Origin of the sequence: Kutzneria buriramensis, assembly GCF_003387475.1 — a bacterium.
Classification (GTDB): domain Bacteria; phylum Actinomycetota; class Actinomycetes; order Mycobacteriales; family Pseudonocardiaceae; genus Kutzneria; species Kutzneria buriramensis.
On sequence record NZ_QUNO01000001.1, the window covers coordinates 592994 to 609270 of the forward strand.

Below are 16277 nucleotides of genomic sequence, written 5' to 3' on the forward strand. Positions count from 1 at the left end.
CCAGGTGCCAAGTAGGAAGCGCATGTGGCAACAAGGGGAGTCAGGGCAGCGCCCGCTTCGTCACCTTGCCCAGTTCGTTGCGCGGCAAGGAGTCCACGAAGTGCACCACGCGTGGACGCTTGTGCGGGGTGAGCAGCCGGGCCACGTGGTCGATCAACTCCTCGGCCGCCGGCGCGGGGTCGGCGGCGACCACCCAGGCCACGATCCGCTCGCCCAGGTCGTCGTCGGGACGGCCGGCGACCGCGACCTCGGCCACGCCCGGGTGCTCCAGCAGCGCGTTCTCGATCTCGCCGGCGCCGATCTTGAAGCCGCCGCTCTTGATGATGTCCGTGGCCCGCCGGCCGACGATCCGGATGTAGCCGTCGGACGCGCGGGTGGCCATGTCGCCGGTGCGGAACCAGCCGTCGTGCATGGCCTCGGCGGTCGCGTCGGGGCGGTTGAGGTACTCCAGGAACAGGTTCGGCCCGCGCACCTCGATCTCGCCGATGGTCGCGTCGTCGCTCACCTCGACGACGTCGCCGGCATCGTCGACGAGCCGTAGCGACACACCATCCACCGGCGTGCCGACGGTCCCCGGACGGCGCTCGCCCCACGCCCGGACGCTGCAGTTCATCAGCGTCTCGGTCATGCCGTAGCGCTCGACGATCTGCTGCCCGGTCGCCTTCGAGATGCGCGCGTGGCAGGTCGCCGGCAGCGCCGCGGAGCCGGACACCAGCAGCCGCGCCTGTGCGATCGCCTTGGCCAGCTCGGGATCGGCCTCCACGTCGGCGGCGAGCCGGTGGTACATCGTGGGAACGCCGAACATCATCGTCGCCGGGCCGGAGAGCTCCGCCGCGGCGGCCGCGGAACTGAACTTGCCCATGTGGTGCACGGCCCCGCCGCGCCGCAGCGGCCCGAGCACGCCGACCACCAGGCCGTGCACGTGGAAGATCGGCAGCCCGTGGGTGACGACATCGGCCTGCGTCCACTGCCACGCCGCCGCCAGGGCGTCCAAATTGGACGCGATCGCCCGGCGCGGCATCACCACGCCCTTGGGCGGCCCGGTCGTGCCCGAGGTGTAGACGATGAACGCCGGCGCCTCCTCGTCCGGCTCCGCAGGCAGGCCCTCGGCCCGCACGGAGAGATCGACATCGAGCCGCGGCAGCGCCGCCAGCCCGCCCGGCAGCGCCACGCCCGGCGCCGCCAGCACCTGGGCCGGCGCGCTGTCGGCGAGGATGTGCTCCAGCTCGCGCTCGCCGACCTTGGGATTGATCGGCACCACCGCGACACCCGCCGCCAACGCCCCGACCACCGCCGCGCACGTCTCGATCGTCGGCGTCGCCCACACCGCCACCCGGCCGCCGACCAGGCGCGATGCGATCGCCGACGCGCACCCGGCGAGCTCGAGGTAGGTCAGTTTCCGGTCTCCGGAGCCGCCCGAAGACCTGCTCGCAGGGTCGAGAAACAGCACAGCCTCAGCGTCGGTCGGGTCGGCCAGAGCCGGCAGCAACATCCCATCAACCCCTCGCGTCGAAGTCCGTTCCGATGATGGTCGTACCCTTGACGACCGTGCTAGTGCTTGCGATCGACACCGCGACCCCCGCCGTCACCGCCGGAGTGGTCCAGCTGGACGCCGACGCGGCGCCGCGCACGCTGGCGCAGCGCGTCACCATCGACGCCAAAGCCCACGGCGAGCTGCTGATCCCGCACCTGCGGGAGGCGCTGGCCGAGGCCGGCAGGACCATGGCCGACGTGGACGCCATCGTGTGCGGCAGCGGCCCCGGCCCGTTCACCGGACTGCGTGTCGGCATGGTCACGGCCGCTGCCCTCGGGCAGGCGCTGGGCAGGCCGGTGTACCCGGTGCCGACGGTCGACGCCATTGCCGTCGAGGCGCGCAGCGGCCACCGGCTGCTCGTCGCCACCGACGCCCGCCGGCGGGAGGTCTACTGGGCCGCCTACGACGCCGACGGCGGGCGCGTCGAGGGCCCGCACGTCGACAAGCCCGCCGACCTGGCCGAGAAGCTGCCGTCGCTGGACGTGGCCAGCGCCGCCGGGCAGGGCGCCGAGATGTACGCCGACGTGCTGGACCTGCCGATCGCGCTGGCCCCGTTCCCGTCGCCGCACGGCCTGGTCGCCGTGGCGGCCGCGGCGCTGCTGGCCGGCGCCGAGCCGGATCCGATGACCCCGCTCTACCTGCGTCGCCCCGACGCCGTCGTGCCCACCGGGCGCAAGCGGGTGACGCAGCCGTGACCGGTTTCACGCTGGCCGCGCTGCGTCACAAGGACGCCGCGCGGTGCGCGGAGCTGGAGCGCAAGCTCTTCCCCGACGACGACCCGTGGCGCGAGCGCGCCTTCCGGTCCGAGTTGGACAACGGGCACTACTACCTCGGCGCGTACGACGAGAGCGGGCTGCTCGTCGGCTACGCCGGGCTCGCGATCAACGGCCGGGCGCCCGACTTCGAGGGCAGCGTGCAGACCATCGCCGTGGACAGCGACTGGCAGGGCCGGGGCGTCGGCCGCGCGCTGTTCGAGGCGTTACTGGCCCGTGCCGACGAGGTCGCGGCGCCAGTGTTCCTGGAAGTCCGCACCGACAACGAGCGCGCCATCGCGCTGTACCGGTCGCACGGCTTCGAGCAGCTGGGGCTGCGCCGCAGGTACTACCAACCGTCCGGTGCGGACGCGTACACCATGGGCCGCCCCGCGGCCGTTCGACAGGAGGAGACGTCGTGACCGGCGACCGGATCGTGCTGGGCATCGAGTCCTCGTGCGACGAGACCGGGGCGGGCATCGTCCGGCTGGGCCGGGACGGCACCCTCGAACTGCTGGCCGACGAGGTCGCGTCCAGCGTCGAGCAGCACGCCCGGTACGGCGGCGTGGTGCCCGAGGTGGCCAGCCGCGCGCACCTGGAGGCCATGATCCCGACCATGTCCCGGGCGCTGGAGAAGTCCGGCATGACCCTGGACGACGTCGACTCCATCGCCGTCACCGCCGGGCCCGGTCTGGCCGGCGCGCTGCTCGTCGGCGTGTCCGCGGCCAAGGCCTACGCCGCCGCCCTGGACAAGCCGCTCTACGGCGTCAACCACCTCGCCGGGCACGTCGCCGCCGACACCCTGGAGCACGGTCCGCTGCCGTCGCCCTGTGTCGCGCTGCTGGTGTCCGGCGGGCATTCGCAGCTGCTGCTCGTCGAGGACCTGGCCGGCAAGATCACCGAGATCGGCTCCACCATCGACGACGCCGCCGGCGAGGCCTACGACAAGGTCGCCCGGGTGCTCGACCTGCCGTATCCCGGCGGGCCGCCCATCGACAAGCTGGCCAAGACCGGCAACGGCTGCGCCATCGCGTTCCCGCGAGGCCTCACCGGCCCGCGCGACGCCAAGTACGACTTCTCCTTCTCGGGCCTCAAGACCGCCGTCGCCCGGTGGGTCGAGAACCGTGAGCGGGACGGCCTCGAGGTGCCGCTGGCCGATGTCGCCGCCTCGTTCCAGGAGGCCGTCGCCGACGTGCTCACCGGCAAGGCCATCCGGGCCGTCAAGGACCTCGGCGTCGACACCCTCGTCATCTCCGGCGGTGTCGCCGCCAACTCCCGGCTGTCCGGCCTCGCCGCCGAACGCTGCGCCGCCGCCGGCATCACCCTGCGCGTGCCCCGGCCCCGGCTGTGCACCGACAACGGCGCCATGATCGCCGCCGTCGGCGCGCACCTGGTCGCCGCCGACGCCGAGCCCTCCGGCCTGAACCTGGCGACGGACCCGGGCCTGCCGGTGTCCCAGGTTCAGATCCTCTGAGGGGCAGCTGGGTGGGGTTGGTTGAAGCGTTGGCACTCTCATGGGTAGAGTGCTAGTCGCACGGCACCAACTACCGCCCCGGCCCCCGCGACGGCGGGGTGGCAGGCGCCGTCGGTACCTGCCAACGCTTTCGACGACCGTGGAGGTCACCCCGGTGAGCGTGAACATCAAGCCGCTCGAGGACAAGATCCTCGTCCAGGCCAACGAGGCCGAGACGACGACCGCTTCCGGTCTTGTCATCCCGGACACCGCCAAGGAGAAGCCCCAGGAGGGCAAGGTCCTGGCCGTGGGCCCGGGTCGCATCGACGACAAGGGCAACCGGATCCCGCTGGACGTCGCGGTCGGCGACGTCGTCGTCTACTCGAAGTACGGCGGCACGGAGCTCAAGCACAACGGCGAGGAGTACCTCATCCTCTCCGCGCGCGACGTGCTGGCCGTCATCAACTGACGTCGCTTTCTCCGCTCAGGCGCCCCGGCGGCCCACACCGGGCCGCCGGGGCGCCTGTGTGCGTGAACCCTGAGAAAGGCTCGTAATGCCCAAGCAGATCAGCTTCGACGAGGACGCTCGTCGGGCCCTGGAGCGCGGCGTCAACAAGCTGGCCGACGCCGTCAAGGTGACCCTCGGCCCGCGCGGCCGCCACGTGGTGCTGGACAAGAAGTTCGGCGGCCCGACCGTCACCCTCGACGGCGTGACGGTGGCCCGCGAGGTGGAGCTCGAGGACTCGTACGAGAACCTCGGCGCCCAGCTGGCCAAGAGCGTCGCCACCAAGACCAACGACATCGCCGGCGACGGCACCACCACCGCGACGGTGCTGGCCCAGGCCCTGGTCCGGGTCGGCCTGCGCAACGTGGCCGCCGGCGCCAACCCCACCTCGCTGGGCCGCGGCATGCAGGCCGCCGTCGACCACGTGGTGGAGTTCCTGAAGAACAAGGCCACCCCGATCAAGGGCCGCGACAACGTCGCCCAGGTCGGCACGGTCTCCTCCCGCGACTCCTCGATCGGCGCGCTGCTGGGCGAGGCCATCGAGAAGGTCGGCGAGGACGGCGTCATCACCATCGAGGAGTCCTCCACGCTCGCCACCGAGCTGGAGATCACCGAGGGTGTCCAGTTCGACAAGGGCTACATCTCCGCGTACTTCGCCACCGACCCGGAGACGCAGGAGGCGGTCTACGAGGACGCGTACGTCCTGCTGCACCGCGAGAAGATCTCGGCGCTGGCCGACCTGCTCCCGGTGCTGGAGAAGGTCGCGCAGTCCGGCAAGCCGCTGCTGATCATCGCCGAGGACCTCGAGGGCGAGGCCCTGTCCACGCTGGTGGTCAACTCGATCCGCAAGACCATCAAGGTCGTCGCGGTGAAGGCCCCGTACTTCGGCGACCGCCGCAAGGCGTTCCTGGACGACCTGGCCACCGTCACCGGCGCGCAGGTCGTCGCGGCCGAGGTGGGCCTGAAGCTGTCCGAGGTCGGCCTGGAGGTGCTGGGCAACGTCCGGCGCGTGCACGTCACCAAGGACAACACCACGATCGTGGACGGCGGCGGCCGCACCGAGGACGTCCACGCCCGCGTGGAGCAGATCCGCAAGGAGATCGAGGCCACCGACTCCGACTGGGACCGCGAGAAGCTCCAGGAGCGGCTGGCCAAGCTGTCCGGCGGCGTCGCGGTGATCAAGGTCGGCGCGGCCACCGAGACCGAGATGAAGGAGCGCAAGCACCGCATCGAGGACGCGGTCGCCGCCACCAAGGCCGCGGTCGAGGAGGGCATCGTGCCCGGCGGCGGTTCCGCCCTGGTGCACGCGGCCAAGGAGCTCGCCGACAACCTGGGCCTGACCGGCGACGAGGCCACCGGCGTGCGCATCGTGCGCGACGCCCTGTCCGCGCCGCTGTTCTGGATCGCCAGCAACGCCGGCCTGGAGGGCGCCGTCGTGACGTCCAAGGTCGCGGACCTGGAGTGGGGCTCGGGCTTCAACGCCGCCACCCTGGAGTACGGCGACCTGGTCGGCGCCGGCGTCATCGACCCGGTGAAGGTGACCCGCTCCGCGATCGCCAACGCCGCTTCCATCGCCCGCATGGTGCTCACCACGGAGAGCGCCGTCGTGGAGAAGAAGGAAGAGGAGCCGGCGGCTGCCGCCGGTCACGGCCACGGTCACGGTCACTGAGGCCTGAACCCAAGCGAGGGGCCCTTCCGCTGTCGGAAGGGCCCCTCGTCGTGTTCGGTGGCAGCTGGCCGGCGCGCGTTCGCGCCGGTGCTTCGCACGGTTGCCACGTTTCGAGTGCCGCCACTCACGCACCCGACTGCCGAGCCGATGCGGCGCTCGAAAACGTGGCAAGGGCGAGGCGCCGGATCAGAGCGAACCCGCCCCGCGCGGAACATGCGGCAAAGACGCCGCGGGGTTCCACTGGGCGCGCTCCTCGCGGCGGCCCACCAGGAACCACAGCACGCTGCCGATCAGCGGCATCGCCCAGATCAGCAGGAACCACACCGCCTTCATGCCCAGGCTCTGCCTGGACGTGATCACGCTGACCACCGCGAGCACGGCGATCAGCACGTGCGCGATGGCCAGGGCGACCAGTCCGACGAGCGCCACCCCGGCGAACACCTGTCCGAACTGGACCAGAGCCATACTGTGCACTTCGACCATCCCCTTCGTCCCCGTCGATGCGTTCGACGTTAGGGGTGCCCGTTCTCATCGGGCGTCCACCACGAAGATGGTCCTGGCGTCATACCTGAGAGCTAGGACGTGAGCACGAGCTGACGACGCCTCGACTTCAGGATGGTGTCGCGCTCCGACTCCGACATGCCGCCCCAGATGCCGTACGGCTCCTGGACGGCCAGCGCGTGCCGGCGGCACATCTCCAGCACCGGGCAGGTCTGGCAGACGGCCTTGGCCCGGGCCTCGCGGCGGGACCGCGCGGGTCCGCGCTCGCCGTCGGGGTGGAAGAAGAAGGCGCTGTCCATGCCCCGGCAGTTGCCTTCCAACTGCCAGTCCCAGACGTCCGCGTTCGGGCCGGGGAGCCTCCGGGTGTCTGCCATCGAGAACCGCCTCCTCGCCGGGTCGGTGCCCATCGTGGTTGCTCCGTATGGCTTAACTGTGATCACCGTAGAACCGCGCCAAAACTTGTTCAAGAGTGTTCGAGTGGGAAGTTGTTCATTCCTGCCGACGGGTGATCAAGGTCCGCCACGTCTGGTGGCGCAGGTCACACCGAGTGACGTGAGTTGCCGCTGTGAGAAGGTGCCCGGACCATGTCCACCGTGACGACTCAGCCGGAGCCCGCGCCGGACGCGCGCGCAGCCGGCGAACCGATGCTCTCCGTTGCGGCAGTTGCCAGGCGGCTCGGTGTGGCACCTGCGACGCTGCGCACCTGGGACCGGCGCTACGGCCTCGGCCCGACGGACCACACCACCGGCCGGCACCGCCGCTACGGCGGCCACGACATCGCCCGGTTGGAACTCATGCAGCGGGCGCTGCTGCGCGGAGCGTCACCGGCCGAGGCCGCCCGCTACGCCCTGAGCAGCGCGTTGCCCGAGCAGAGGCTCACCGTGCAGCCCGCCCCGGCCGAACAGTCGGAGCTGATCGTCGGCGGCGACGCGGCCGACGAACAGGTCAGCACCGGCGGCCGCGTGCTGCGGCTGCCGGGGGTGAGCCGGCAGGCCCGTGGCCTGGGCCGGGCCGTGATGGCGATGGACGCGGTGTCGGTGCAGCAGCTCCTGCGCGACGCGTTGACGGAGCTCGGCGTCATGGTCACCTGGAACACCATGATCCGGCCCGTGCTGACGGGTATCGCCCAGCGCTGGCGTCACTCGGGCGAGTGCGTCGAGGTCGAGCACCTGTTCACGCAGTGTGTGACGGCGGCGCTGTCGGCGGCGCAGATCGGCGCGCCGGTGCCGGTCAACCCACGGCCGGTGATGCTGGCCTGCGTGCCGGAGGAACAGCACAGCCTGCCGCTCCTGGCGCTGTCGGCCGCGCTCGCCCAGAAGGGTGTCGGCACGATGATGCTGGGGGCCGCGCTGCCGGCGGATGCACTCGGAGCGGCCATCCGGCGGATCGCGCCCGCTGCGGTGTTCCTGTGGGCGCAGCTGCCCCGCTACGCGCACTGCGAGCTGCTGACCGAGTTGCCGCGCACCCGCCAGCGGATCCGGCTGTTCGTGGGCGGCCCCGGCTGGCACCAGAGCAAGCTGCCGCCGCACGCGGAGCCCCTCGATTCGCTGTCCGCCGCGGTGGACCGCATCTCGTACGTGCTGCTGGGCACCGATGGATGACTACCTGAGGGACGCCGCCTTCGGCGGCAACCCCGGCGCGGACGTGGCCAAGGCCGCCATGGGCACGCCACGGCAGCGCTGGCTGGCCGCGGTGGTGCTGGGCGGGCAGGGCCGCTACGCCGCCGCCACGACGCTGTTGACCGAGCTGCGGCACACCGCCGATCCGGTGCTGGCGTCACTGGCAGCGAGCACTTTGGCCTCCCAACGCCGCCAGGTGGGTGGTCACGCCGCCGCGCGCCGGCTGGACGGCGAGGCGCTGGCGCGGCTCGCCGGCGTCGAGCCGGTCGCCGACGACCCCGACTGCGTGGACGCCGCGGGCGCGTTCACGGATGCCCTGACCGGCCTCGCCGCGGATGCGATCGGTGTCGGCGGCCCGGCCCGTCGCCTGCATGTGGTGGCGGCCGACACGGTCGAGCGGCTGGGTGGCACCGAGGGTCACCGCTGGCGCTCGGCGGTGCGGCTGGACTGGGTCCGCGCGGAGATCGAGCTGGCCGCCGGCCGACCCGCCGAGGCGCTGGTTCCGGCCGAGCGCGCGGTGGCCGTGGCGACCGCCGCCGGGGCCGTCCGACACCGGGTCAAGTCCCGGATGGTGCTCGCCGCGGCGCTGGCGAATCTGCACGACGTGGTCTCGAAAGAGCGAGCTGAAGCCCTGTTGGAGTGTGATCTGCATCACAATGAGGCCCTGGGTCTCACCCCCCTCGTGTGGCCCTGCGCACTACTGCTGGGTGAGCTTCGACCCGATGGGGCCCCGGGGTGGCTCGAACGGGCTAAAGGGGTGCTGAGCTGCGTGTTGCTCCGCGCCGATCCGGTCGCCCGATCGCTCGCGGCGGCCTCCGTCTGGGTGCCGTGAGGCCGCTGCTCCGTTCCGGGGAACCCGGCCTGGCGGACATCCGGGCGAACTACTTGACGGATTAAGCACCGGATCGTGTCAAGGTTGCCCGCCCGGCGTCCGATAGGGGAAGAGGAACGTCACTCGGCTGCAGGAAAGGAGTCCCCGTGACGACGGTCTTGATCTGCGACGACCGCCGCAGCGTGCGGGAGGGGCTGACGCGTGTCATGTCGGCAGTCCCCGGGGTCAGTCGCATCGACTGCGTGGCACACGGTGACGAGTTGTTGGCGCGATTCTCCCGGCAGCCGGTGGATGTCGTACTGGTGGGAACCCAGCGCGCCGTGCCCACCGGGGTGGAGGCGACCCGTCGGTTGGTCTCGGCGAACCCGCAGGCCAACGTCATCGTTTTCGGCGCGCCCGACGACGCCGGCAGCATCGCCGCCGCCATCGCCGGCGGGGCCCGCGGCTACCTGCGCTGGGACGCGTCCCGGCCGGAGCTGGTCGCCGCCCTCGCGCACACGCTGGCCAGCACCTCGGTGCCGGCGCCCCGGCAGCCGTCCGACCCGGGCGTGCAGCTCACCGAGCGCGAGCTCCAGGTGCTGCGGGGCATGAGCCAGGGCAAGAGCAACGGGCAGATCGGCCGCGAGCTGTACCTGTCCGAGGACACCGTCAAGACGCACGCCCGCCGGCTGTTCCGCAAGCTCGGCGTCCGTGACCGCGCCCAGGCCGTCGCGCACGGCTTCCGTCGTGGCCTGGTGTCCTGAAGTACCCGCTGTTCAGCACGAGAGCCGCCAGTGTCGGGGACGCCACATTTTCGCCGGCGTCCCCCTAGCGGAGGGCGGGGAAATCGGTTCCCCGCTGCCGCCCCGTCACCGGTGTCGCATGCCGCACTGGTCCAGCTCAGCTACCGGTTGAGCTGGACTGGCCCGTGTCTGCGGCCCTTTGCCACGCTCGGTGACCGAACGCGACCGATCGTTGCGTTACATCGTTCGGTGTCGCCCGGTACGGTGAGTCCGACCGGGTTGAGCGACCACCGTCTCGCACGCCGACCGCGTCGGTGTGCCCAGAAGTAACACCAGGGCTTGTGTCTGCGATGAGCACTACGGGGGACGGACTGGACGCCGCAGTGGGCGCGGCCGTTGATGGCGACCGCCAGGCCATCGAACGTGTCCTGGCGTCGATCCGCCCTCTGATCGTGCGGTACTGCCGCGCGCGTGTTGGCAGGCAGGAGAGGTCTTTCGCCTCGGCGGACGACGTCGCCCAGGAGGTGTGTCTCGCGGTGCTCACGGCTCTGCCCGGTTACCGCGACCAAGGCCGGCCCTTTCTCGCATTCGTGTACGGCATCGCGGCGCACAAGGTCGCGGACGCGCACCGCGCGGCCGCGCGCAACCGCGCCGAGCCGGTGCCCGAGGTCCCGGACGCCCCGGAGACCGACGCGGGCCCCGAGCAACGGGCCATGCACGGCGAGCTGTCCGAGCGCATGGCGCAGTTGCTGCGCATCCTGCCCGCCAAGCAGCGGGAGATCCTGCTGCTCCGCGTGGTCGTCGGGCTGTCGGCCGAGGAGACGGCGGACGCGGTGGGCTCAACCCCGGGAGCGGTGCGCGTGGCGCAGCACCGCGCCCTGGCACGTCTACGCAAGACACTGGCAGCGGAGGAGGTGGTCTGAGTGGCCGAGCAGCACGGGCCCGGCGGCGAGGATGCCACCAAGAGAGAGTGGCACTGGAGAGGACCGGGCAGACCGGTGCTCACCGGCGACGACCCACTGGGCGGCGAGCAGGTCAACGGCTTCGACCTGGGCGGCGAGACACCGGTGGACCTGGGGGCGGTGCGTGCCGACGACGCGCTGCTGGACGCTCTCGGGGGCGGTAACCCCGAGCTCAATCCCGCGCTCGCCGGCCACGAGCTGAGCGCGCTGCTGCTGTCCTGGCGGCGGGACGTGGACAGCGAGCCGTTCGGCGAGCTGGTCGACACCGAGACGGCCGCCGAGACGGTGCTCCGAGCGCGGCGGGACGCCCGCCGCCGACCCCGACTTCTGGTCCCGCTGGCCACCGCGGCCGCGGTCCTGGCGATCGCCTTCACCGGCGTGAGCCTGGCCGCGCGCGACGCCAGGCCCGGTGACGCCCTCTGGGGGCTGACCCAGATGCTCTACACCGACCACGCGCACTCCGTGGAGGCCGCGGTCGCGGTCGAGTCCGACCTGAAGGCCGCCCGCTCGGCGCTCAGCCAGGGCCGGATCGGCGACGCCCGCACGGCGCTGGCCAACGCGCAGAGCTCGCTGCCGCTGGTGTCCAACGAGGACGGCCGCTCCGCGCTGTCCCAGACGCACCAGAGCCTGGTCAACGAGCTCAACACCACCTCGGCGCCGCCGACGACCTCGGTGCCGCTGACGTCGCCGACGCTGACATCCACGGAGACCACGACGACGACCACCACGACCCCGCCGCCGACCACCACCACGACCACGACGACCACCACGACGACCACCCCGAAGGAGTCGTCGACGCCGCCGAGCACGACGACGGGGTCGGCCGTGGGCAGCGGCAAGGGCGGGCCGCCGCCCGGTAGCGACGACAACAACCCGGGCAACGGCAACGGCAACGGGGGCAAGTCGTCGACGTCAGGCACCACGCCGACCACCCACTGACCGAAACGCACGAAAAGGGCCATTCCTCGCACGGCTGCGAGGGATGGCCCTTCACGTCACACTGTGAGCTTGCTCGCAGCTCAGCGGGCGCTCTCCCGCTCGTTGACGCCGTCCGCGTACCCCCGGCAGTACTCCCAGCTGACGTAGTCGGCCGGGTCCGGGTCGAAGGCCGGCTCGTGCGGCCGCATGTGCCCGTCGTGCAGCAGCTGCTCCAGGCTGGCTTGCAGCAGCGCCCAGTCGTGGTAATGCGGCTCGTCGCAGTCGCCGCAGTCCACCACCACGCCGCGGACCCCGCGCGGCTGCAACAGCGCCTGGTACACGGCCAGGTCGCTGAGATCGTTGATCAGCTCGGCCCGTTCCTCCTCGCCGATCGGGTCGTGCTCATGGTCGTCATCCGCATCGCGCAGCGCCCGAGCGGGGTCGTCGGGGTCGCCCGCGAAGGGGTCTGGTGGCAACGCGTCGTGCGGCACGACCCCGCACGGTACCGCGCCGGGCCGCCGATGGCTCCAGATACCATGGACAGAGGCGCTCCGCCTGCGAAAATCCACCCTTTGTAGTCAGTGCAGGAAGGCCAGAGGCCCGAATCATGACCGAGCTCACCGCTCAGGAAACGCCGTCGAAGTTCGCCATGCTCGGGCTGACCTTCGACGACGTGCTGCTGCTGCCCGCCGAGTCCGACGTCATCCCGAGCCAGGTCGACACCTCGACCAAGCTTTCCCGCAACGTGACGCTGCGCATCCCGCTGGCCTCGGCCGCGATGGACACCGTGACCGAGGCCCGGATGGCCATCGCCATGGCCCGCCAGGGCGGTATCGGCGTGCTGCACCGCAACCTGTCGATCGAGGACCAGACCGCGCAGGCCGAGGTGGTCAAGCGGTCCGAGGCCGGCATGGTGACGGACCCGGTGACCTGCCCGCCCGACGCCACGCTGGCCGAGGTGGACCGGCTGTGCGCCAAGTTCCGCATCTCGGGCGTGCCGGTGACCGAGCCCGACGGCAAGCTGATCGGCATCATCACCAACCGCGACATGCGCTTCGAGGTGGACCACAGCCGCCCGGTGCGCGAGGTGATGACCAAGGGCCCGCTCGTGACCGCCCAGGTGGGCGTGTCCGCGGACGCCGCGCTCGGCCTGCTGCGCCGGCACAAGATCGAGAAGCTGCCCATCGTCGACGGCGACGGCAAGCTGCGTGGCCTGATCACCGTGAAGGACTTCGTCAAGACCGAGCAGTACCCGAACGCCACCAAGGACCCGGACGGCCGCCTCATCTGCGGCGCCGCGGTCGGCGTCGGCGAGGACGCCTACACCCGCGCCATGAGCCTGGCCGAGGCCGGCGTGGACGTGCTGATCGTGGACACCGCGCACGGGCACTCCCGCGGCGTGGTGGAGATGGTCGCGCGGCTGAAGAAGGACCTGGGCGACAGCGTCGACATCGTCGGCGGCAACGTCGCCACCCGCGGCGGCGCGCAGGCCCTGGTGGACGCGGGCGCCGACGGCGTGAAGGTCGGCGTCGGGCCCGGCTCGATCTGCACCACGCGCGTCGTCGCGGGCGTGGGCGTGCCGCAGATCAGCGCCATCTACGAGGCCGACCAGGCCTGTCGCCCGGCCGGCGTGCCGGTGATCGGCGACGGCGGCATCCAGTACTCCGGCGACATCGCCAAGGCCATCGCCGCCGGCGCCAGCGCGGTCATGCTCGGCGGCCTGTTCGGCGGCACCGCCGAGGCCCCCGGCGACCTGATCCTGGTCAACGGCAAGCAGTTCAAGGTGTACCGGGGAATGGGCTCGCTGGGCGCGATGTCCGGCCGCGGCGACCGCAAGTCGTACTCCAAGGACCGCTACTTCCAGGACGACGTGCTCAGCGAGGACAAGCTGGTCCCCGAGGGCATCGAGGGCCGGGTGCCGTTCCGCGGCCCGCTGTCCCAGGTCGCCTACCAGCTCGTCGGCGGGCTGCGGATGGCCATGGGCTACACCGGCTCCGCCACCATCGCCGACCTCCAGCAGAGGCAGCTGGTGCGGATCACCGCGGCCGGCCTGAAGGAGTCGCACCCGCACGACATCACCATGACCGTGGAGGCTCCCAACTACACGACGCGGTGACATGCCGCGCGTCTGTGTTTTTGGCGCCGCCTTCGGCGTCGCGGCGAGGCCGCTCGTGACCGGTGCCTCGCCCTTGCTGGATTTCGAGCGCCGCGTCGGCTCGGCGGTGGGGTGCGTCGGGTGGCGGCGATCGAAATCCAGCGATCGGGCGAAGCACCGGCGCGGCCTCGCGGATCGGCGCGTTACCGGGTCACATATCCTGTGCCGGTTGCCTTGAGGAGGGACCGCCGTGCGGGACTTGGTTGAGATCGGGATGGGTCGCTCCGCGCGGCGGGCCTACGAGCTGGACGACGTCGAGATCATCCCGTCGCGGCGGACGCGGTCGTCCAAGGACGTGTCGACGGCGTGGCAGATCGACGCGTACCGGTTCGACATCCCGCTGATCACGCACCCGTCGGACGCGGTGGTCTCGCCGCGCACCGCGGTGGCGATCGGCGAGCTCGGCGGGCTGGCCGTGATCAACGCCGAGGGGCTGTGGGCGCGGCATTCAGACGTCGAGGACGCGATCTTCCGGCTGACCCGGGCCGCCGAGGAGGACGACCCGCTGGCCGTCACCCGGCTGCTCCAGGAGCTGCACGCGGCGCCGATCCAGGCCGACCTGATCGCCGAGGCGATCAAGCAGATCCGGGACTCCGGCGTGACGGTGGCGGTGCGGGTCAGCCCGCAGCGCGCCGCCGAGCTCACCCCGGACCTGCTGGCCGCGGGCGTGGAGATCCTCGTGCTCCAGGGCACGATCGTGTCGGCCGAGCACGTGGCCCGCGACGGCGAGCCGATCAACCTCAAGCAGTTCATCGCCGACCTGGACGTGCCGGTGATCGCCGGCGGCGTCGGCGACTACCGGACCGCCATGCACCTGATGCGCACCGGCGCGGCCGGCGTGATCGTCGGCTACGGGCACTCCAGCGGCGTCACCACCACCGACCAGGTGCTGGGCATCGGCGTGCCGATGGCCACCGCCATCGCGGACGCGGCGGCGGCGCGGCGGGACTACCTGGACGAGACCGGCGGCCGGTACGTGCACGTGATCGCCGACGGCGGCGTGCACTCCAGCGGCGACATCGCCAAGTCGATCGCCTGCGGCGCGGACGCCGTGATGCTCGGCGAGCCGCTGTCGGCCGCCACCGAGGCGCCCGGCCAGGGTCTGTACTGGACCTCGGCCGCCGCACACCCGTCGGTGCCGCGCTCGCGCGTCACCGTCGGCGCCGAGGCGGAGGTGGACCTGCGGACGCTGCTGTTCGGGCCGTCGGCCGACCCGGACGGCGCCGTCAACCTGTTCGGGGCGCTGCGTCGGGCGATGGCCAAGACCGGCTACTCCGACATCAAGGAGTTCCAGAAGGTTGGCCTGACGGTGCGGGGATGACCGCCCTCGAGCGCGACGGGGTCGGGCTGGTCGAGCCCACCCAGGAGGACATCGAGCAGGTGAAGGCCGCCGGGGGGCGCGGCGATTTCGACGCCGACCCCGGCGAGCCGGTGCGCGACCTGATCCGGGTGCCGATCCACCGGCTGCTGGTGGTGGACACCGCGACCGGCGAGCGGCTGGGCCTGGTGAACTGGCTGCCCGTGATGTACGGGCCGACCACCGGCTGCGTGGCCTGGAACATCGGCATCGGGCTGGTGCCGTCCGCGCGTGGACGGGGCGTCGGCTCGATCGCGCAGCGGCTGCTGGTGGAGCACCTGTTCGCCACGACGCCGTACGACCGCATCGAGGCCGACACCGACGTCGACAACATCGCCGAGCAGAAGGCGCTCGCCAATGCCGGCCTGCGCCGCGAAGGCGTGATTCGTGGCGCCCACCCGCGCGGCGGCGTGCGCCACGACATGGTCAAGTTTGGCATCCTGCGCACGGATCTCTGAAACCCGTCCGAGAAGGGGTCCGAACCTATGTAGACCTTCAAGGTCTACATAGGTAGGCTATGGACATGCCCGCACGTCCCGATTCGTCGCCGCAGACCCGTTCGGTGCTGGCCGCGCTGCGGCGTGAGCCGTCGACCTGGCGGCACGGCTACGACATCGCCAAGGAGACCGAGCTGGCCTCCGGCACGCTCTACCCGATCCTCGGTCGGCTGGCCGACCGTGGGCTCCTGGAGACGTGCTGGGAGACCGATCCGCAGGAGGGGCGTCCGCGCCGGCACCTGTACCGGCTGACCGCCACCGGCGTGCAGCGGGCGGCCGAGGTCGACCGCGAGCCCGTGCGCCGCAGCGCGCCGCGGCCGGCGATCGAGGGTGCGTGATGAGGCTGCTGTTCCGGCTGCTGCCGCCGAATCGCCGTGAACTGGGTGAGGCACTGCTCGCCGAGTTGTCCGCGGTGCCGGCCGACCGCCGCGCCGCCTGGATCGCCGGAGGTGTGTGGTTCGTGATCAGTCAGAGTTGGCTACGGGTGGGCGGCTACGTGATCGGCGTGCTCGCCGCCGCGACAGTGGTGGGGACCGTCGACCGGATCGGCACGTCCGACGACGCCGGGCAGGTCGTCCTGGCCGTGCTGCTGCTCGTGGCGGCCCTGATGGGCGTCGCCGCGCCCCGGCTGGCGTGGCTGACCGGCCTGGTGGTCGGCGCGGCTGTCGGCGTCGCTCATCTGGGTGGCGACCCGCTGCTGTTCGTGCTCGTGGCTCCGGCCGTCGTCGCCGCCTACCTGGGCGGGGGCGCCCGCCGGCTGCTCGCCCACCGGCACTGAGGGCTGGTGGAACGCGCCGGTTC

The 16277-nt window shown here is 71.9% G+C and carries 19 protein-coding genes; 15 read left to right on the forward strand and 4 right to left on the reverse strand.

Going from position 1 to position 16277, the window contains the following annotated elements; all coding sequences use genetic code 11:
• Positions 1 to 40 precede the first annotated feature (40 nt).
• Positions 41 to 1492 (reverse strand): acyl-CoA synthetase, encoded by a 1452-nt coding sequence (locus BCF44_RS02850; RefSeq protein ID WP_116172452.1) that lies wholly within the window; start codon positions 1490 to 1492, stop codon positions 41 to 43.
• A 56-nt stretch (positions 1493 to 1548) separates the two neighbouring features.
• Here BCF44_RS02850 and tsaB point away from each other — a divergent pair, with 56 nt between their 5' ends.
• The 5 genes from tsaB (at position 1549) to groL (ending at position 5913) form a co-directional block, all read left to right on the forward strand.
• On the forward strand, positions 1549 to 2229 hold the full coding sequence (gene tsaB / locus BCF44_RS02855) for a tRNA (adenosine(37)-N6)-threonylcarbamoyltransferase complex dimerization subunit type 1 TsaB (protein WP_116172857.1): 681 nt from the start codon (positions 1549 to 1551) through the stop codon (positions 2227 to 2229).
• Positions 2226 to 2708 carry a ribosomal protein S18-alanine N-acetyltransferase gene (gene rimI, locus BCF44_RS02860; protein ID WP_211352854.1) on the forward strand — a complete coding sequence of 161 codons (483 nt, stop codon included), beginning with the start codon at positions 2226 to 2228 and terminating at the stop codon, positions 2706 to 2708. The genes tsaB and rimI overlap by 4 nt, the downstream gene beginning before the upstream one ends.
• The gene (gene tsaD / locus BCF44_RS02865; RefSeq protein WP_116172453.1) at positions 2705 to 3760 is read left to right on the forward strand and encodes a tRNA (adenosine(37)-N6)-threonylcarbamoyltransferase complex transferase subunit TsaD; all 1056 of its coding nucleotides are present in this window, start codon (positions 2705 to 2707) and stop codon (positions 3758 to 3760) included. Before rimI ends, tsaD begins: the two co-directional genes overlap by 4 nt.
• Positions 3761 to 3914: 154 nt before the next feature.
• Entirely contained in the window at positions 3915 to 4208 is a 294-nt protein-coding gene (groES, locus tag BCF44_RS02870) for a co-chaperone GroES (protein ID WP_116172859.1), read from the forward strand.
• 85 nt (positions 4209 to 4293) lie between these two features.
• Positions 4294 to 5913, forward strand: a complete 1620-nt coding sequence (gene groL / locus BCF44_RS02875) for a chaperonin GroEL (RefSeq protein ID WP_116172454.1) — start codon at positions 4294 to 4296, stop codon at positions 5911 to 5913.
• Positions 5914 to 6099: 186 nt separating this feature from the next.
• Here the strand turns inward: groL and BCF44_RS02880 are convergent, their stop codons facing one another.
• Positions 6100 to 6378: a PLD nuclease N-terminal domain-containing protein gene (locus tag BCF44_RS02880; RefSeq protein WP_211352855.1), complete on the reverse strand. Its 279-nt coding sequence runs from the start codon at positions 6376 to 6378 to the stop codon at positions 6100 to 6102.
• Positions 6379 to 6488: 110 nt separating this feature from the next.
• Entirely contained in the window at positions 6489 to 6788 is a 300-nt protein-coding gene (locus tag BCF44_RS02885) for a WhiB family transcriptional regulator (RefSeq protein WP_116172860.1), read from the reverse strand.
• Positions 6789 to 6998: 210 nt separating this feature from the next.
• Between BCF44_RS02885 and BCF44_RS02890 the strand changes: the two genes are divergently transcribed.
• From BCF44_RS02890 to BCF44_RS56475, 5 genes are all read left to right on the forward strand, one after another.
• Entirely contained in the window at positions 6999 to 8015 is a 1017-nt protein-coding gene (locus tag BCF44_RS02890) for a MerR family transcriptional regulator (protein WP_116172456.1), read from the forward strand.
• A complete protein-coding gene (locus BCF44_RS02895) occupies positions 8008 to 8865 on the forward strand; it encodes a hypothetical protein (RefSeq protein ID WP_116172457.1) in 858 nt (285 codons plus the stop codon). The genes BCF44_RS02890 and BCF44_RS02895 overlap by 8 nt, the downstream gene beginning before the upstream one ends.
• A 146-nt stretch (positions 8866 to 9011) precedes the next feature.
• Entirely contained in the window at positions 9012 to 9608 is a 597-nt protein-coding gene (locus tag BCF44_RS02900; protein WP_015805222.1) for a response regulator transcription factor, read from the forward strand.
• A gap of 329 nt (positions 9609 to 9937) precedes the next feature.
• Complete coding sequence (locus tag BCF44_RS02905) at positions 9938 to 10510, forward strand: sigma-70 family RNA polymerase sigma factor (protein ID WP_116172861.1); 573 nt, start codon at positions 9938 to 9940, stop codon at positions 10508 to 10510.
• A complete protein-coding gene (locus tag BCF44_RS56475; protein ID WP_211352856.1) occupies positions 10511 to 11488 on the forward strand; it encodes an anti-sigma-D factor RsdA in 978 nt (325 codons plus the stop codon).
• Between the two features lie 80 nt (positions 11489 to 11568).
• On the opposite strand, the gene BCF44_RS02915 is transcribed toward BCF44_RS56475, so the two are convergent.
• Positions 11569 to 11958 carry a DUF5319 domain-containing protein gene (locus BCF44_RS02915; protein WP_116172458.1) on the reverse strand — a complete coding sequence of 130 codons (390 nt, stop codon included), beginning with the start codon at positions 11956 to 11958 and terminating at the stop codon, positions 11569 to 11571.
• Between the two features lie 116 nt (positions 11959 to 12074).
• Between BCF44_RS02915 and guaB the strand changes: the two genes are divergently transcribed.
• From guaB to BCF44_RS02940, 5 genes are all read left to right on the forward strand, one after another.
• Positions 12075 to 13583 (forward strand): IMP dehydrogenase, encoded by a 1509-nt coding sequence (gene guaB / locus BCF44_RS02920; RefSeq protein ID WP_116172459.1) that lies wholly within the window; start codon positions 12075 to 12077, stop codon positions 13581 to 13583.
• A 229-nt stretch (positions 13584 to 13812) separates the two neighbouring features.
• Positions 13813 to 14943 carry a GuaB3 family IMP dehydrogenase-related protein gene (locus tag BCF44_RS02925; protein ID WP_116172460.1) on the forward strand — a complete coding sequence of 377 codons (1131 nt, stop codon included), beginning with the start codon at positions 13813 to 13815 and terminating at the stop codon, positions 14941 to 14943.
• Entirely contained in the window at positions 14940 to 15437 is a 498-nt protein-coding gene (locus tag BCF44_RS02930) for a GNAT family N-acetyltransferase (protein WP_116172461.1), read from the forward strand. The genes BCF44_RS02925 and BCF44_RS02930 overlap by 4 nt, the downstream gene beginning before the upstream one ends.
• A gap of 65 nt (positions 15438 to 15502) precedes the next feature.
• Positions 15503 to 15814 (forward strand): PadR family transcriptional regulator, encoded by a 312-nt coding sequence (locus BCF44_RS02935; protein WP_116172862.1) that lies wholly within the window; start codon positions 15503 to 15505, stop codon positions 15812 to 15814.
• Entirely contained in the window at positions 15814 to 16254 is a 441-nt protein-coding gene (locus tag BCF44_RS02940; protein ID WP_116172462.1) for a hypothetical protein, read from the forward strand. Before BCF44_RS02935 ends, BCF44_RS02940 begins: the two co-directional genes overlap by 1 nt.
• The last annotated feature ends 23 nt before the right edge of the window (positions 16255 to 16277 follow it).

What these genes read in the sequence shown, in the direction of transcription:
- BCF44_RS02850 (WP_116172452.1), bottom strand. Translation starts at nt 1,492, where the DNA reads ATGTTGCTGCCGGCTCTGGCCGACCCGACCGACGCTGAGGCTGTGCTG.
- groL (WP_116172454.1), top strand. Translation starts at nt 4,294, where the DNA reads ATGCCCAAGCAGATCAGCTTCGACGAGGACGCTCGTCGGGCCCTGGAG.
- BCF44_RS02880 (WP_211352855.1), bottom strand. Translation starts at nt 6,378, where the DNA reads ATGGCTCTGGTCCAGTTCGGACAGGTGTTCGCCGGGGTGGCGCTCGTC.
- BCF44_RS02885 (WP_116172860.1), bottom strand. Translation starts at nt 6,788, where the DNA reads ATGGCAGACACCCGGAGGCTCCCCGGCCCGAACGCGGACGTCTGGGAC.
- BCF44_RS02890 (WP_116172456.1), top strand. Translation starts at nt 6,999, where the DNA reads ATGTCCACCGTGACGACTCAGCCGGAGCCCGCGCCGGACGCGCGCGCA.
- BCF44_RS02895 (WP_116172457.1), top strand. Translation starts at nt 8,008, where the DNA reads ATGGATGACTACCTGAGGGACGCCGCCTTCGGCGGCAACCCCGGCGCG.
- BCF44_RS02905 (WP_116172861.1), top strand. Translation starts at nt 9,938, where the DNA reads ATGAGCACTACGGGGGACGGACTGGACGCCGCAGTGGGCGCGGCCGTT.
- guaB (WP_116172459.1), top strand. Translation starts at nt 12,075, where the DNA reads ATGACCGAGCTCACCGCTCAGGAAACGCCGTCGAAGTTCGCCATGCTC.
- BCF44_RS02930 (WP_116172461.1), top strand. Translation starts at nt 14,940, where the DNA reads ATGACCGCCCTCGAGCGCGACGGGGTCGGGCTGGTCGAGCCCACCCAG.
- BCF44_RS02935 (WP_116172862.1), top strand. Translation starts at nt 15,503, where the DNA reads ATGCCCGCACGTCCCGATTCGTCGCCGCAGACCCGTTCGGTGCTGGCC.
- BCF44_RS02940 (WP_116172462.1), top strand. Translation starts at nt 15,814, where the DNA reads ATGAGGCTGCTGTTCCGGCTGCTGCCGCCGAATCGCCGTGAACTGGGT.